General features: G+C 68.0%; 14 protein-coding genes. 7 read left to right on the forward strand and 7 right to left on the reverse strand.

Annotated elements, in window-relative coordinates:
* Positions 1–188: 188 nt before the first annotated feature.
* Complete coding sequence (locus ACIRVH_RS15225) at positions 189–1,655, forward strand: CCA tRNA nucleotidyltransferase (protein ID WP_403952692.1); 1,467 nt, start codon at positions 189–191, stop codon at positions 1,653–1,655.
* A 44-nt stretch (positions 1,656–1,699) separates the two neighbouring features.
* Here ACIRVH_RS15225 and ACIRVH_RS15230 read toward each other — a convergent pair whose 3' ends face one another.
* The 3 genes from ACIRVH_RS15230 to ACIRVH_RS15240 all read right to left on the reverse strand — a co-directional run bounded on the left by ACIRVH_RS15230 (position 1,700) and on the right by ACIRVH_RS15240 (position 4,928).
* A complete protein-coding gene (locus tag ACIRVH_RS15230; protein WP_403952695.1) occupies positions 1,700–3,010 on the reverse strand; it encodes an MFS transporter in 1,311 nt (436 codons plus the stop codon).
* A 111-nt stretch (positions 3,011–3,121) separates the two neighbouring features.
* A complete protein-coding gene (locus tag ACIRVH_RS15235; protein WP_403952698.1) occupies positions 3,122–4,204 on the reverse strand; it encodes an inositol-3-phosphate synthase in 1,083 nt (360 codons plus the stop codon).
* 43 nt (positions 4,205–4,247) lie between these two features.
* A complete protein-coding gene (locus ACIRVH_RS15240; RefSeq protein WP_403952700.1) occupies positions 4,248–4,928 on the reverse strand; it encodes a helix-turn-helix transcriptional regulator in 681 nt (226 codons plus the stop codon).
* Positions 4,929–5,291: 363 nt separating this feature from the next.
* On the opposite strand from ACIRVH_RS15240, the gene ACIRVH_RS15245 reads away from it, so the two are divergent.
* Together ACIRVH_RS15245 and ACIRVH_RS15250 are read left to right on the forward strand one after the other, a co-directional pair.
* Positions 5,292–7,955, forward strand: coding sequence for a transglycosylase domain-containing protein (locus tag ACIRVH_RS15245; protein WP_403952703.1), 2,664 nt, complete (start codon positions 5,292–5,294; stop codon positions 7,953–7,955).
* Positions 7,956–8,083: 128 nt separating this feature from the next.
* On the forward strand, positions 8,084–9,616 hold the full coding sequence (locus ACIRVH_RS15250) for a glycosyltransferase family 87 protein (RefSeq protein ID WP_403952706.1): 1,533 nt from the start codon (positions 8,084–8,086) through the stop codon (positions 9,614–9,616).
* 106 nt (positions 9,617–9,722) lie between these two features.
* Here the strand turns inward: ACIRVH_RS15250 and ACIRVH_RS15255 are convergent, their stop codons facing one another.
* The 3 genes from ACIRVH_RS15255 to ACIRVH_RS15265 form a co-directional block, all read right to left on the reverse strand.
* Positions 9,723–10,754, reverse strand: coding sequence for an alanine racemase (locus ACIRVH_RS15255; RefSeq protein WP_403952708.1), 1,032 nt, complete (start codon positions 10,752–10,754; stop codon positions 9,723–9,725).
* A gap of 83 nt (positions 10,755–10,837) precedes the next feature.
* Positions 10,838–11,959: a lipid II:glycine glycyltransferase FemX gene (locus tag ACIRVH_RS15260; protein ID WP_403952711.1), complete on the reverse strand. Its 1,122-nt coding sequence runs from the start codon at positions 11,957–11,959 to the stop codon at positions 10,838–10,840.
* Positions 11,960–12,138: 179 nt separating this feature from the next.
* On the reverse strand, positions 12,139–12,456 hold the full coding sequence (locus ACIRVH_RS15265) for a hypothetical protein (RefSeq protein WP_403952714.1): 318 nt from the start codon (positions 12,454–12,456) through the stop codon (positions 12,139–12,141).
* A gap of 266 nt (positions 12,457–12,722) precedes the next feature.
* Here ACIRVH_RS15265 and rpsF point away from each other — a divergent pair, with 266 nt between their 5' ends.
* The 4 genes from rpsF to rplI all read left to right on the forward strand — a co-directional run bounded on the left by rpsF (position 12,723) and on the right by rplI (position 14,420).
* Complete coding sequence (gene rpsF, locus ACIRVH_RS15270; RefSeq protein ID WP_005482942.1) at positions 12,723–13,013, forward strand: 30S ribosomal protein S6; 291 nt, start codon at positions 12,723–12,725, stop codon at positions 13,011–13,013.
* A gap of 80 nt (positions 13,014–13,093) precedes the next feature.
* Positions 13,094–13,678 (forward strand): single-stranded DNA-binding protein, encoded by a 585-nt coding sequence (locus tag ACIRVH_RS15275; protein WP_403952717.1) that lies wholly within the window; start codon positions 13,094–13,096, stop codon positions 13,676–13,678.
* Positions 13,679–13,718: 40 nt separating this feature from the next.
* Positions 13,719–13,955, forward strand: a complete 237-nt coding sequence (rpsR, locus tag ACIRVH_RS15280; protein ID WP_003949403.1) for a 30S ribosomal protein S18 — start codon at positions 13,719–13,721, stop codon at positions 13,953–13,955.
* 18 nt (positions 13,956–13,973) lie between these two features.
* Positions 13,974–14,420, forward strand: a complete 447-nt coding sequence (rplI, locus tag ACIRVH_RS15285; protein ID WP_067000461.1) for a 50S ribosomal protein L9 — start codon at positions 13,974–13,976, stop codon at positions 14,418–14,420.
* Between the two features lie 113 nt (positions 14,421–14,533).
* On the opposite strand, the gene ACIRVH_RS15290 is transcribed toward rplI, so the two are convergent.
* A complete protein-coding gene (locus ACIRVH_RS15290) occupies positions 14,534–15,871 on the reverse strand; it encodes an MATE family efflux transporter (RefSeq protein ID WP_403952719.1) in 1,338 nt (445 codons plus the stop codon).
* Positions 15,872–15,930: the final 59 nt, after the last annotated feature.

A 15,930-nucleotide genomic window follows, 5' to 3' on the forward strand; every position in this document is an offset into this window, starting at 1 on the left:
CTGAGATGAAGTGCCGCGGTCTGCTCCGCAAGATCGGGAGACAGTAGCGACCCGTCCTCTATATCCAGTATCGAGGAGAGAGCGGATGTACGTCGTAAGCGCAGCCCTTGTGCGCTTATGGCAGGAGGCATCCGTGCCCGTCTAATCGAGGCGCCCCGGGGCGCCGGGGCCACGTACCCTCTTCTGTTGTGCCGAACCCCAACGATGACAATCCCTCTGCCCTGAGCCAGGCGCAGCAACGCGCTGTGAGCGAGCTGCTACGAGTGGCCCCCGTGGCCGACGATCTCGCCCGCCGTTTCCAGGAGGCCGGGTTCTCGCTCGCCCTGGTGGGCGGCTCGGTCCGCGACGCGCTGCTCGGCCGGCTCGGCAACGATCTGGATTTCACCACCGACGCGCGCCCCGAGGACGTACTGAAGATCGTGCGGCCCTGGGCGGACGCCGTCTGGGAGGTCGGGATCGCCTTCGGCACGGTCGGGGCGCAGAAGGATGCCCGTGTCGGAGACACTGATTGGCGCTTTCAGATCGAGGTGACCACCTACCGGTCCGAGGCGTACGACCGCACCTCGCGCAAGCCCGAGGTGTCGTACGGCGACTCCATCGAGCAGGATCTGGTCCGCCGGGACTTCACGGTCAACGCGATGGCCGTGGCGCTTCCGGAGAAGGAGTTCATCGACCCGCACGGCGGCCTGGAGGACCTCGCGGCCCGGCTGCTTCGCACCCCCGGTACGCCGGAGGAGTCGTTCTCGGACGATCCGCTGCGGATGATGCGGGCCGCCCGGTTCGCCGCTCAGCTGGACTTCGACGTCGCTCCCGAGGTCGTCACGGCGATGACGGACATGGCCGGGCGGATCGAGATCGTCTCGGCCGAGCGGGTCCGGGACGAGCTGAACAAGCTGATCCTCTCCGCGAACCCGCGCAAGGGTCTGAGCCTTCTGGTCGACACCGGGCTCGCCGACCATGTCCTGCCCGAGCTGCCGGCCCTGCATCTGGAGCGTGACGAGCACCACCGGCACAAGGACGTCTACGACCACACGCTGATCGTGCTGGAGCAGGCGATGGCGCTGGAGGAGGACGGCCCCGACCTCACGCTGCGCCTGGCCGCGCTGCTGCACGACATCGGCAAGCCGCGCACCCGCCGCTTCGAGAAGGACGGCCGGGTCTCGTTCCACCACCACGAGGTGGTCGGCGCGAAGATGACCAAGAAGCGCATGACGGCCCTGAAGTACTCCAACGAGCTGGTGAAGGACGTCTCCCGTCTGGTCGAACTCCACCTGCGCTTCCACGGCTACGGCACCGGCGAGTGGACGGACTCGGCGGTGCGCCGCTACGTCCGTGACGCGGGCCCGCTCCTGGACCGCCTGCACAAGCTGACCCGCTCCGACTGCACCACGCGGAACAAGCGGAAGGCGGCCGCGCTGTCGCGGGCCTACGACGGTCTGGAGGGGCGCATCGGGCAGCTCCAGGAGCAGGAGGAGCTGGACTCGATCCGCCCGGACCTCGACGGCAACCAGATCATGGAGATCCTGGGTGTCGGTCCCGGCCCCGTCATCGGCAAGGCGTACAAGCACATGCTGGAGCTGCGTCTGGAGAACGGTCCGATGGAGCACGATGCGGCGATGGCGGCCCTCAAGGAGTGGTGGGCCGAACAGGGCTGAGCCCGTGGACTGGGTCATGTTTCACGTGAAACATGACCGAGGACCTAGCGAGGGGGCGATGTTTCACGTGAAACATCGCCCCCGCTGCTGTCTCGGCGCGCTTCGAAGCGGGCCATCGCTGCTGCGACCCCGCCGTAGATCAGGGCGACGAACAACACCAGCACCACTGAGCGGCCGTCCGGCGGAAGCATCAGGGCCGCCACTCCGGCAGCACTCACGAAGGCGACGTTGAAGAGGACGTCGTACACGGAGAAGATCCGGCCCCGGAAACCGTCCTCGACCGAGGACTGGACGATCGTGTCCGTGGCGATCTTGGCTCCCTGGGTGATCAACCCCAGGACGAAGGCCGCGACCATCAGGGGGGCGGTGGCGAACGGCAGACCCAGCGCCGGCTCCAGAACCGCGGCCGCTCCGGAGCAGACCGCGATCCAGCCCCCGGGGCCGAGCCGTCCCACCGCCCACGGTGTCACCACGGCGGCCGCGAAGAAGCCCGCGCCGGACGCCGCCACTGCGAGTCCGAGCAGCCGGAGTCCTTCGTCCGGGGTCGAGGCGAGGGTGTACCTGCACAGCATGAGGAGCAGGACGAAGACCGCGCCGTAGCAGAAGCGCATCAGCGTCATCGAGGCCAGCGCCCAGGCCGCTTCCCGGCGCCGGGGCTCGGCCAGATGCCGCACGGCCGCGAGCAGATCGCGTGCGGTGACGGCGACCGCGGTCCGCAGGTGGGGCTGCGTCGGCACCCGGTCGGGGCCCAGCAGCGCGGGAGCCATGCTCAGCGAGGTGAGCGCGGCACAGAGATAGAGGAAGGCGCCGAGCAGGACCACCGCGGCATCGGAGCCCGATGCCACGAGCCGTACGAGGAAGGCGAGGCCTCCGCCCGCGGTCGCGGCGAGAGTTCCGGCCGTCGGGGACAAAGAGTTGGCGATCACCAGGCGCTCGGCGTCGACCACGCGCGGCAGGGCGGCCGACAGCCCGGCGAGGACGAAGCGGTTGACGGCCGTGACACACAGCGCGGACACGTAGAACAGCCAGTCCGGCACCGAGCTGACCATCAGTACGGCGGTGGCCGTCGCCAGCAGAGCGCGCAGCAGGTTGCCGTACACGAGGACCTGGCGGCGCCGCCAGCGGTCCAGCAGCACACCCGCGAAGGGACCGATCAGCGAGTACGGGAGCAGCAGGACCGCCATCGCCGAGGCGATCGCCACGGCCGAGGTCTGTTTCTCCGGGGAGAAGACGACGTACGCGGCCAGCGCGACCTGGTAGACGCCGTCGGCGCCCTGCGAGAGGAGGCGTACGGACAGCAGGCGTCGGAAGTCCCGCAGACGCAGCAGGACGCGCAGGTCACGGACGACGGGCATGGAGCAAAGCCTCACATATGCCGAGGGTCCCCGGGTCAGGAAACCCGGGGACCCTCACAGCCCTGGCAGGAGCGTTCTGTGCTGTCGAGCTAGCGCACCGCGTGGTGCCGACTAGCGCTCGACGTCACCGTTGATGAACTTCTCGACGTTCTCGCGGGCCTCGTCGTCGAAGTACTGGACCGGCGGGGACTTCATGAAGTAGCTCGACGCCGACAGGATCGGGCCGCCGATGCCGCGGTCCTTGGCGATCTTCGCGGCGCGCAGGGCGTCGATGATGATGCCGGCGGAGTTCGGGGAGTCCCAGACCTCGAGCTTGTACTCCAGGTTCAGCGGGACGTCGCCGAAGGCGCGGCCCTCGAGGCGGACGTACGCCCACTTGCGGTCGTCCAGCCAGGCGACGTAGTCGGACGGGCCGATGTGGACGTTCTTCTCGCCGAGGTCCCGGTCGGGGATCTGGGAGGTGACGGCCTGCGTCTTGGAGATTTTCTTGGACTCCAGGCGGTCACGCTCGAGCATGTTCTTGAAGTCCATGTTGCCGCCGACGTTCAGCTGCATCGTGCGCTCGAGGCGCACACCACGGTCCTCGAACAGCTTCGCCATGACGCGGTGCGTGATGGTGGCGCCGACCTGGGACTTGATGTCGTCACCGACGATCGGGACGCCCGCCTCGGTGAACTTGTCCGCCCACTCCTTGGTGCCGGCGATGAAGACCGGAAGGGCGTTGACGAAGGCGACCTTGGCGTCGATGGCGCACTGGGCGTAGAACTTCGCCGCGTCCTCGGAACCGACGGGCAGGTAGCAGACGAGCACGTCGACCTGCTTGTCCTTGAGGACCTGGACGACGTCGACCGGCTCCTCGGCGGACTCCTCGATGGTCAGGCGGTAGTACTTGCCCAGGCCGTCGAGGGTGTGGCCGCGCTGGACCGTGACGCCGGTGTTCGGGACGTCGGCGATCTTGATGGTGTTGTTCTCGGAGGCGCCGATCGCGTCCGCGAGGTCGAGGCCGACCTTCTTGGCGTCCACGTCGAAGGCGGCGACGAACTCGACGTCACCGACGTGGTAGTCGCCGAACTGCACGTGCATCAGGCCGGGGACCTTCGACGCCGGGTCGGCGTCCTTGTAGTACTCGACTCCCTGCACCAGCGACGCGGCGCAGTTGCCCACGCCGACGATGGCTACGCGAACCGAACCCATTCCGGTTGCTCCCTGTGTGTACGAGTGAGGCCCTGAGTGGGTCTCACGTGGCGGTGTCGCCGGGCGTATCCGTCCGGGGGGTTTCCCCGGAACGGGGCAGGCCGCCCGTCGCTCCTGTTGTGGTGTCCTGCTGAGCGGACCCCCCGGATGCGGAACCCTTCAGGTCCCGACCGGCCCGCTCGCTCTCGATGAGCTCGTTCAGCCAGCGCACTTCGCGCTCCACGGACTCCATCCCGTGGCGCTGGAGCTCAAGCGTGTAGTCGTCGAGGCGCTCCCGGGTGCGCGCCAGGGAGGCGCGCATCTTCTCCAGGCGCTCCTCCAGCCGGCTGCGCCGGCCCTCCAGCACGCGCATGCGCACATCGCGCGACGTCTGCCCGAAGAAGGCGAACCGTGCGGCGAAGTGCTCGTCCTCGTACGCGTCAGGACCGGTTTGTGAAAGAAGCTCCTCGAAGTGCTCCTTACCTTCTGCCGTCAACCGGTACACGATTTTCGCGCGACGTCCGGCGAGGGCAGCGGCGAGGGCGTCCTCATGGGTACTGCCTTCCTCGATCAACCAGCCGTTGGCGACCAGCGTCTTGAGGCAGGGGTAGAGGGTCCCGTAGCTGAACGCCCGGAACACACCCAGAGACGTGTTGAGTCGTTTGCGCAGCTCATAGCCGTGCATCGGGGACTCGCGCAGCAGCCCGAGTACAGCGAACTCAAGGATGCCGGAACGCCGGCTCATGATCGCCTCCTCTCGGTCCGCAGCGCCTTTATCTCGCGCTGATGTATCGACTCGATACATCCCGACGATAGAACGGCCTTCCGCATGCGACAAGAGGAAGGACGGTGAACGGGATCACATCACCGATTCGTTGGAAGCGAGTTGCCTGTTTTGGGGTGAACTTCGGGGCTCGGCAGGTTTTGGCGGTGCGTAGTCTGTGCGGCATGCACGCCACCGGGAACCAAGTGACGCCTGGGGGGCGTCGTCGTCCCCGGTGCAGTACGGGTGAATGCGGAACCGACCACATCCGTACTTCGGGGGGACCGGAAACCAGCCGCCGTTCCAGGCGCGCACGGGTGCGCCTGCCCGAGGAGTAATCGTTCGATGAGCGAGCACCGTCGCAAACCGCCGCCGCCGCAGGGAGGCGGACGTGCCGCGGCCCGAGGCGGCCAGCCCGGCCCGTCCTCCGGCCGCCGTGCGGCACCGCGAGGCGCCACCGGGTCTTCTGCCGACTCCTATGGTTCCAGTTCCCATGGGTCGGATCCCTACGGCTCGGGGGGTGAGGAGCGCCCCTACGGCAGCCGTGCCGAGGCCCGCCGGGCGGCGCAGAGAGGCGGCGGCAGGCGTCGTGCCGCCGACAACGCAGGTCCGGGCGGCCGGCGCGGCGGTCCGGGCGGACCGACCGGGCCCGGACGCGGCAGAGGCCGTGCGGCGGCGCCGCCCGACAAGAAGCGGTTCATCGACTACCCGCGGGCGGGCAAGTACGGCTGGCACCGCTGGGTGCCGTCCTGGAAGCTCGTCTCGGGGCTGTTCATCGGCTTCGTCGGCGCTCTCGTCGCCGCGGTCGGCATCGGCTTCGCGATGGTGCAGATCCCCAGCGAGAACATCGCCGCCCAGTCGCAGAACAACGTCTACTACTGGGCCGACAACTCTCAGATGGTGGCCACCGGCACCGGCGTCAACCGCCAGAACGTCACCATCGACAAGATTCCCGAGGCCATGCAGTACGCGGTGATCTCGGCCGAGAACAAGAGCTTCTACAAGGACTCGGGTGTCGACCCCATGGGTATCGTCCGAGCCCTGGCCAACATGGCGCGAGGCGGTCAGACGCAGGGTGGTTCGACCATCACCCAGCAGTTCGTCAAGAACACGTACCTGAGCCAGGACCAGACCGTCACCCGCAAGTTCCGCGAGATGTTCATCTCCATAAAGGTGGGTGCCAAGCTCTCGAAGCCGCAGATCCTCCAGGGCTATCTGAACACCTCGTACTACGGCCGCGGTGCCTACGGCATCCAGGCCGCCGCCCAGACCTACTACAACGTGGACGCGGTCAAGCTCACGCCGAGCCAGTGCGCCGTCCTCGCGGCGCTGCTGAAGGGCCCGACGTACTACGACCCGGCGGGCAACCCGGACCTGGACAAGTCGGCGACCCAGAATGCCAACACCAAGCGCTCGGAGGACCGCTGGCGCTGGATCCTCGGTGAGATGCACAAGGACAAGCACCTCACCGACGCCCAGTACCAGAAGGCCATCAGCAAGTACCCCACGCCCCAGGGCCGCAAGGCGACCAAGGGCATGACCGGCCAGATCAGCTACCTGGCCGACACGGCGAAGAAGTACGTCCTGAGCCACTCCAAGATCTCGGAGGCGGATTTCGACCGGGGCGGCTACCAGATCTACACGACCTTCAAGAAGGACAGGGTCAACGCCCTGACCGCGGCCGTGAAGAAGATCCAGAAGTCGCGTCTCGACCCGAAGCACCGCGACCTGGACAAGTACGTCCAGTTCGGTGCGGCTTCGGTGGTGCCCAACGACGGTGCGATCGTCGCCCTCTACGGCGGTGACGGTTACGAGAACGGGCACTTCACCAACAACGCCGACACCTCGGGTGTCCCCGTCGGTTCGACGTGGAAGCCGTTCGTGCTGGCCGCGGCCATGGAGTACGGGACGTACAAGACCCAACCCGAGGGCCTCTCGCCGCTCAGCAAGTACAACGGCAACGACAAGCTCAAGGTCCTGAACCAGGACGGATCCACTGTCCTGAAGAAGGACGGCTCGCCTTTCTACCAGCGCAACGAGAGTGACCACCGCTGGGGCTACATCACCCTGCGCAAGGCGATGGAGCAGTCCATCAACACGCCGTTCGTCCAGCTCGGCATGGACGTGGGGATGTCGAAGGTCCGGGACGTCGCCCGCTCGACCGGCATCCTCGACCAGAGCATGTCGAAGGACCTCAATCCGTCGTTCGCCATCGGTACGTCCACTCCCAGCGCGATCCGCATGGCCGACGCCTACGCGACCTTCGCGGCGTCCGGCAAGCAGGCGGATCCGTACTCGGTGACCCGTCTCAAGAAGGACGGTGTGGACCAGCCCAACTTCGAGAAGCCCAAGGTCAGGCAGCCGATGGACTCGAACATCGCCAACAACGTCACGGACGTCCTGCAGAACGTCATCCAGAACGGTACGGGTCAGAACGCCAAGGCCCTGGGCCGCACGGCGGCGGGCAAGACCGGTACCACCGACAGCAACAAGTCGGCCTGGTTCGTGGGCTACACCAAGCAGCTGTCCACCTCGGTGGCGATGTTCCGCGAGAACCCGAAGGACCACGAGCTGCTCTCCATGAACGGCACGGCCGGCGTCCCGTCGATCCATGGTGGTGACATCCCGACGTCGGTGTGGACCGAGTACATGAAGGTCGCGCTGAAGGGGAGCAACGACCTGGGCTTCCCGCCTGCCACCGAGATCGGCAAGGTCCAGGACGAGGCGGGCGCGCCGTCTCCGACCCCCTCGGTCACGATCACGCCGAGCCAGACGCCGGACGACTCGCCCAGCCCGACGCCGAGCGAGACGATCACGTCCCCGTCTCCGACGCCGAGCGAGTCCTGCCAGTTCGGCTGGGGCAACAACTGCAACACCACCGGTGGCGGCACAGGGAACGGTGGCACGGACGGCGGGACGACACCCACGCCGACAGCCACTGACACCACCAGCACCGGCAACACCAGAGGCAACGGCAACGGAGGCATCTTCGCAGGTCAGACCGGCTAGCCAGGCAGTCTGACCGATTGGCGGCCATATGGCCGCCAAGGGTGTTTCACGTGAAACGAGGGCCGCCGCACCCACGAGGTGCGGCGGCCCTCGGCGTATTCCTAGACAGGTACGGCAGGATGTGGCCCATGCCCAGTGCAGAGATGACGCCCGCGAGCGTGCACGAGCCCGAACCCGTGCGGCCCGCCGATGCGGAGCCGGTGCGGCCGACCAGGGAGGACGAGGTCGCCGCGGCCGGGAGTGAGCTGATCGGTGGCCCCATGGGGCGGCGCGCCCTGCTCGGGACGACCTGGTGGACCCCCGTACGGGTCGTCGCGCTCGTCGCGATCGGCATGTTCGCGCTCGGCCTCGTCCAGAAGGCGCCCTGTTACAACAGCGGCTGGTTCTTCGGCGCGAGCTCGCAGTACACGCACGCCTGCTACTCGGACATCCCGCACCTCTATCAGGGGCGCGGCTTCGCCGACGGGCTGGTGCCGTACTTCGACAAGCTCCCGGGCGACATGGACTACCTCGAATACCCGGTGCTGACCGGTGTGTTCATGGAGGTGGCCGCCTGGCTCACGCCCGGCAGCGGCACCATCCAGCACCAGGAACAGTGGTACTGGTTCGTCAACGCAGGGATGCTGATGACCTGTGCGGCCGCCATCGCCGTCTGTGTGGCCCGCACCCACCGCCGTCGCCCCTGGGACGGTCTGCTGGTCGCTCTGGCGCCCGCCTTCGCCCTCACCGCCACCATCAACTGGGACCTGCTGGCGGTGGCTCTGACGGCCGCCGCGATGCTGATGTGGTCGCGGGGCCGCGCCCTGGCCTTCGGAGTCCTCCTGGGGCTCGCCACGGCCGCCAAGCTCTATCCGGTCTTCCTGCTCGGCCCGCTGCTGGTGCTGTGCTGGCGGGCCGGCAAGTGGCGGGAGTTCTTCCAGGCCGTGGGCGGAGCCGTCGTCGCCTGGCTCGTCGTGAACCTGCCGGTGATGCTCTTCGCCTTCCAGGGCTGGTCGAAGTTCTACACGTTCAGCCACGACCGGGGTGTCGACTTCGGCTCCTTCTGGCTGATCTGGGCGCAGAACTCCAGCAACCCGCCCACCACCGACTTCGTGAACACCGCCGCCACCGTGCTGGTGGTGCTGTGCTTCCTCGGCATCGCGGCACTCACACTCACCGCCCCGCGCCGGCCGCGCTTCGCCCAGCTCGCTTTCCTGATGGTGGCGGCCTTCATCCTCACCAACAAGGTCTACTCCCCGCAGTACGTCCTGTGGCTGGTACCGCTGGCCGTCCTCGCCCGGCCCAAGTGGCGGGACTTCCTGATCTGGCAGGCGTGCGAGGTGGCGTACTTCCTGGGCATCTGGCTGTACCTCGCCTACACGACCAGCGGAGACGCCCACAAGGGTCTGCCGACGCAGGGCTACCACTGGGCGATCGCGCTGCACCTGCTGGGCACGCTGTACCTGTGCGCCGTCGTCGTACGCGACATCCTCATGCCCGAGCGGGACGTGGTGCGCCTGTCCGGCGACGACGACCCCTCGGGCGGGGTGCTCGACGGAGCGGAGGACGTCTTCGTGCTCGGTGCGGCGGCCCATCCTCCGCGGCACGCCGCCCACTTCGACGCTCCTCAGGTGGACTGGGGAAGGCCGGAAATGCCGTCGCACGAGGACCGTTCGCTCTGAGCGAACACCTTCTCGGTGTCCCCTCGGCACCCCGTCGGAGCCCTCGGTGGCATGAAGAAGGCCGTACACGAACGTCGTGTACGGCCTTTCGCTTCGGCAGCCCGGACTAGCGGTCCACGATCCGGTCGAACTGCGTGGTGGTGTGCCGCAGATGGGCCACCAGCTCGTCACCGACCGTCGGCTCGGGGGCGTCCGACGGGACGAACAGGATCGACACCTGCATGTGCGGCGGCTCGGCGAACCAGCGCTGCTTGCCGCCCCAGACGAACGGAGAAAGGTTCCGGTTCACCGTGGCGAGGCCGGCCCGTGCGACGCCCTTGGCGCGCGGCATGACGCCGTGCAGGGCCTTCGGGGCCTCCAGGCCCACTCCGTGCGACGTACCGCCTGCCACGACCACCAGGAAGCCGTCCGAGGCCGCCTTCTGCTGCCGGTAGCCGAAGCGGTCGCCCTTGGCCACGCGCGTGACGTCCAGGACGGCGCCGCGGTACTCGGTGGCATCGTGGTCCCCCAGCCACAGCCGGGTGCCGATGCGGGCGCGGAACCGGGTCTGCGGGAACTGCTGCTGGAGCCGGGCGAGTTCCTCGGCCTTGAGGTGGCTGACGAACATGGTGTGCAGCGGCAGGCGGGCCGCCCGCAGCCGGTCCATCCAGCCGATGACCTCCTCGACGGCGTCCGAGCCGTCGGTGCGGTCCAGCGGCAGGTGGATGGCGAAGCCCTCCAGCCGGACATTCTCGATGGCGGAGTGCAGCTGCGGCAGGTCCTGCTCGCTGATGCCGTGCCGCTTCATCGAGGACATCACCTCGATGACGACACGGGCGCCCACGAGGCCGTACACGCCGTCGATCGACGACACCGAGCGGATCACCCGGTCCGGCAGCGGAACGGGCTCCTCACCGCGCCGGTACGGCGTCAGCACCAGCAGGTCACCGCTGAAGTAGTCCTTGATGCGCGCGGCCTCGTACGTGGTGCCGACGGCGAGGATGTCCGCGCCCAGGCGCGTGGCCTCCTCGGCCAGTCGTTCGTGTCCGAAGCCGTAGCCGTTGCCCTTGCAGACCGGAACGAGGCCCGGGAACTGCTCCTGCACGTGCTTGTGGTGCGCCCGCCAGCGCGCGGTGTCGACGTAGAGCGTGAGCGCCATGGCCGGACCCGGAACCTTTCTAGTGGCTGCGGTGAATCAGAGGTGCGAAGGCTGTGAAGCCTATGGAATCAAACGCCTGCGGGTCAGCGGCGCGACATGTAGATGTCGAGCGCCTTGTGAAGCAGCTTGTTCAGCGGGAAGTCCCATTCGCCCAGGTACTCGGCGGCCTGCCCGCCGGTGCCGACCTTGAACTGGATGAGGCCGAACAGGTGATCCGTCTCGTCCAGCGAGTCGGAGATGCCGCGCAGGTCGTAGACGGTGGCGCCGAGCGCGTAGGCGTCACGGAGCATCCGCCACTGCATCGCGTTCGAGGGGCGGACCTCACGGCCGATGTTGTCGGAGGCGCCGTAGGAGTACCAGACGTGGCCGCCGACGATCAGCATGGTCGCGGCGGACAGGTTCACGCCGTTGTGGCGGGCGAAGTACAGCCGCATCCGGTTGGGGTCCTCGGTGTTGAGGGCCGTCCACATGCGCTGGAAGTACGACAGCGGGCGGGGCCGGAAGTGGTCGCGCACGGCCGTGATCTCGTACAGCCGCTGCCACTCGGCGAGGTCCTGGTAGCCGCCCTGGACGACCTCGACGCCGGCCTTCTCGGCCTTCTTGATGTTGCGGCGCCACAGCTGGTTGAAGTTCTTGTGGACCTCTTCCAGGGAGCGGTTGGCCAGCGGCACCTGGAAGACGTAGCGGGGCTGCACGTCGCCGAAGCCGGCTCCGCCGTCCTCGCCCTGCTGCCAGCCCATGCGGCGCAGCTTGTCGGCCACCTCGAAGGCGCGCGGCTCGATGAAGTCGGCCTCCATGTCGCGCAGGCGCTTCACGTCCGGGCTCTGGATGCCCCGCTTGATGGTTTCCGCATGCCAGCGGCGGATGATCACCGGCGGGCCCATCTTCACGGAGAAGGCACCCTGCTGCTTGAGGTGTGCCAGCATCGGCTGGATCCAGTCGTCCAGATTCGGCGCGAACCAGTTGATGACCGGGCCCTCGGGGAGGTAGGCGAGGTAGCGCTTGATCTTGGGCAGCTGACGGTAGAGGACCAGGCCGGCGCCGACCATCTCGCTGGTGCGCTCGTCGAACCAGCCGAGGTGCTCCGAGCGCCACTCCGCCTTCACATCGGCCCAGGCCGGGACCTGCATGTGGCTCGCCGACGGCAGGCTCTGGATGTAGGCCAGATGCTGCTCTCGGCTGATGGTCCTCAGGGTCAGGCTCATGTCGGGGCGCTCCTCGGGCTGGTGTGTCCCCATGGGTTCAGGGGCTCCGGCTCTCGCGCCGAAGCCTACTGCGCCTCGCGAGCGCCCCGACTGGGGCGTACGGCACCTTCGCCCCGGCTTCTGGCCGCCGAGGCGTTTTCACGGTGTCGGGGAAGGTGCCGGACCGACGGCCGGACGGGTCAGCCGATGAGGCCGCCGAACAGTCCGCCGTTCGCCATGCCGAGCATGAAGCCGACTCCGGAGGCGCCGAGACCCAGGATCAGACCGGTCCGCTCCCGCGTGGTCTCCGAGATCCACTGGCCGTACAGGCCGGTGATGATCCCCAGCAGGCCGGCCCAGGACGCGAGCAGGTGGAGGCCGTGGAAGAAGGACGTGATGAAGGCGATCAGGCCCAGGACCAGCGTCGCCACCATCAGGGTGTCCTGGACCGGATGGGGCTTGCCGTCGGTGGCGAAGAAGGATCCGGCGGTGTTGGGTCGCAATGCCTGCTGTGCCATGAGGCACCTCCTGCGGATCGCGGCGCACTGTAGCGCCATACACACCCGATGTGTACAGATTGAAGGGCCCCCACCGCCGGATTTCAACCGGAAGCACGTGTGCGGGTAGTCTGTACCGTCTGCACCGGTGTCTGCCCAGGCCGCTGCGGGGGATCCCTCCGAGGAGCCCCCGATTGTCAGTGGTGGCCGATACCGTTGCGTACGCATCACAACCCTCCTGCCACGGAACGACCGTGGCCGCTGAGTCCAAAGGAGGTGGGTTCCACATGCGTCACTACGAGGTGATGGTCATCCTCGACCCCGATCTGGAGGAGCGCGCTGTCGCCCCCCTGATCGAGAACTTCCTCTCCGTCGTCCGTGAGGGCAACGGCAAGGTGGAGAAGGTCGACACCTGGGGCCGTCGTCGTCTCTCGTACGAGATCAAGAAGAAGCCCGAGGGCATCTACTCGGTCATCGACCTGCAGGCCGAGCCTGCGGTCGTGAAGGAGCTCGACCGCCAGATGAACCTGAACGAGTCGGTCCTCCGGACCAAGGTCCTCCGCCCCGAGACCCACTGAGCCTTCCCGCTCAGCTGATCTCGGGATTCGAGTAGCAGCAACAAGCAGCCAGAGCAGCAAACCCGCCGAGAGGTTCCCCCATGGCAGGCGAGACCGTCATCACGGTCGTCGGCAATCTTGTCGACGACCCCGAGCTGCGCTTCACCCCGTCCGGTGCGGCGGTCGCGAAGTTCCGCGTCGCGTCCACTCCCCGCACCTTCGACCGCCAGACGAACGAGTGGAAGGACGGCGAGAGCCTCTTCCTCACGTGCTCGGTCTGGCGTCAGGCGGCGGAGAACGTCGCCGAGTCGCTCCAGCGAGGCATGCGCGTCATCGTGCAGGGCCGGCTGAAGCAGCGGTCCTACGAGGACCGCGAGGGCGTCAAGCGCACGGTCTACGAGCTGGACGTCGAGGAAGTCGGCGCCAGCCTGCGCAACGCCACGGCCAAGGTCACCAAGACCGCCGCCGGTGGCGCTCGCGGTGGCCAGGGTGGTTACGGCGGCGGTGGCGGCCAGCAGGGCGGCAGCTGGGGTGGAGGCCCCGGCGGCGGTCAGCAGGGCGGCGGCGCTCCTGCCGACGACCCTTGGGCGACCGGCGCTCCCGCCGGTGGCAACAACCAGGGCGGCGGCGGCTGGGGCGGAGGCTCCGGCGGCGGTGGCGGCTACTCGGACGAGCCCCCCTTCTAGGGCTCGCATCCCCACTTCTTGATCACACAGGAGAAACACCATGGCGAAGCCGCCTGTGCGCAAGCCTAAGAAGAAGGTCTGCGCTTTCTGCAAGGACAAGGTCACGTACGTGGACTACAAGGACACGAACATGCTGCGGAAGTTCATTTCCGACCGCGGCAAGATCCGTGCCCGCCGCGTGACCGGCAACTGCACGCAGCACCAGCGTGACGTCGCCACGGCCGTCAAGAACAGCCGTGAGATGGCGCTGCTGCCCTACACGTCCACCGCGCGCTAAGGGAAGGGTGACCGACTAATGAAGATCATCCTCACCCACGAGGTCTCCGGCCTCGGTGCCGCTGGCGACGTCGTCGACGTCAAGGACGGTTACGCTCGCAACTACCTCATCCCGCGGAAGTTCGCTATCCGCTGGACCAAGGGTGGCGAGAAGGACGTCGAGCAGATCCGCCGCGCCCGCAAGATCCACGAGATCCAGACCATCGAGCAGGCCAACGCTGTGAAGGCCCAGCTCGAGGGCGTCAAGGTCCGTCTGGCCGTCCGCTCCGGCGACGCCGGCCGTCTCTTCGGTTCCGTCACCCCGGCCGACATCGCTTCCGCGATCAAGGCTTCCGGTGGCCCCGAGGTCGACAAGCGTCGCATCGAGCTGTCCGCCCCGATCAAGACCCTGGGCGCCCACGAGACGTCCGTGCGTCTGCACCCCGAGGTTGCCGCCAAGGTCAACATCGAGGTCGTCGCGGCGTGACGCTGCGCTCGTCTTGAGCAGCTGAGAGGGGCCGCCTCCTACGAGGCGGCCCCTCTTCGCGTTCGGTCCCGGTACGGCTGTGCGCGGGGCGCTGCATGTTTCACGTGAAACGGTCAGCGCGTCGCACCGGTGACGATCCAGCGGCCCGAACGGGCGCGTAGCCAGAGGGTCAGCATCCTGACCGTCATCATGAGCGTCATGGCTGCCCAGAGTGCGGTGAGGCCCCCGCCCAGCGTGAGGACGAGCAGCGCCACCGGGGCGAACACCGCCAGGGTCGCCACCATCGCCCAGGCCAGATACGGCCCGTCCCCGGCGCCCATCAGGACACCGTCCAGCACGAAGACGATTCCGCAGACGGGCTGGGAGAGGGCCACCATCAGCAGTGCCGGAAGTGCCGCGTCCTTGACCACGGAGTCGCTGGTGAACAGCGGGAGGAACAGCGGCCGGGCAGCCACCACCAGGAGGCCCAGTACGACACCGGCGGCTATGCCCCACTGGACCATGCGGCGGCAGGCCTCGCGGGCGCCGTGGGCGTCGTTCGCGCCGAGGTAGCGACCGATGATGGCCTGCCCGGCGATCGCGATCGCGTCGAGGGCGAAGGCCAGCAGGCTCCACAGAGACAGGATGATCTGGTGGGCGGCGATGTCGGCGTCACCGAGGCGTGCCGCGACACCCGTGGCGATCAGGAGAATCGCCCGCAGCGACAGCGTGCGGACGAGCAGGGGAACTCCGGCCTGAGCCGAGGCCCGGATGCCGGCGGCATCCGGGCGCAGAGAGGCCCCGTGCTTGCGGGCCCCTCGCACGACCACGACCAGATAGACGGCTGCCATGCCGCACTGCGCGATGACGGTGCCCCAGGCGGATCCGGCGATGCCGAGTCCGGCGCCGTAGACGAGTCCCGCGTTGAGTGCGGCGTTGGCGACGAAGCCTGCGACAGCGACGTACAGCGGGGTTCTGGTGTCCTGCAGGCCGCGCAGCACACCGGTGGCGGCGAGGAGGATCAGCATGGCCGGGATGCCGAGTGCGGAGATGCGCAGATACGTCGTGGCGTACGGGGCGGCGGTGGCGGAGGCACCGAAGAGGTCCACGATGCCCGGGGCCAGCGGGAGGGCGAGGGCGATGACCGCCACTCCGAGGAGCAGGGCGAGCCAGATGCCGTCCATGCCTTGCCGGATGGCTGCCTGGAGATCGCCGGAGCCGACGCGCCGGGCCACGGCGGCCGTGGTGGCGTAGGCGAGGAAGACGAAGACGCTCACGGCGGTGGTGAGGAGGGCCGAGGCCACGCCCAGGCCGGCGAGCTGGGCGGTCCCGAGGTGGCCGACGATGGCGCTGTCGGCCAGGACGAACAGAGGCTCCGCGACGAGTGCGCCGAAGGCCGGGACGGCCAGCGCGATGATCTCTCGGTCGTGCCGGCGGCGGGCGGCCTGGGGGATCGCTGGAGCCTGTGTCATGAGCACTAATCTAATCGTCCACAGGTAAGAGATGCAATTGCCGACTGACCCTTACTTCC

Origin of the sequence: Streptomyces sp. NPDC101165 (assembly GCF_044768135.1) — a bacterium.
In the GTDB taxonomy this organism is placed as follows: Bacteria; Actinomycetota; Actinomycetes; order Streptomycetales; family Streptomycetaceae; genus Streptomyces.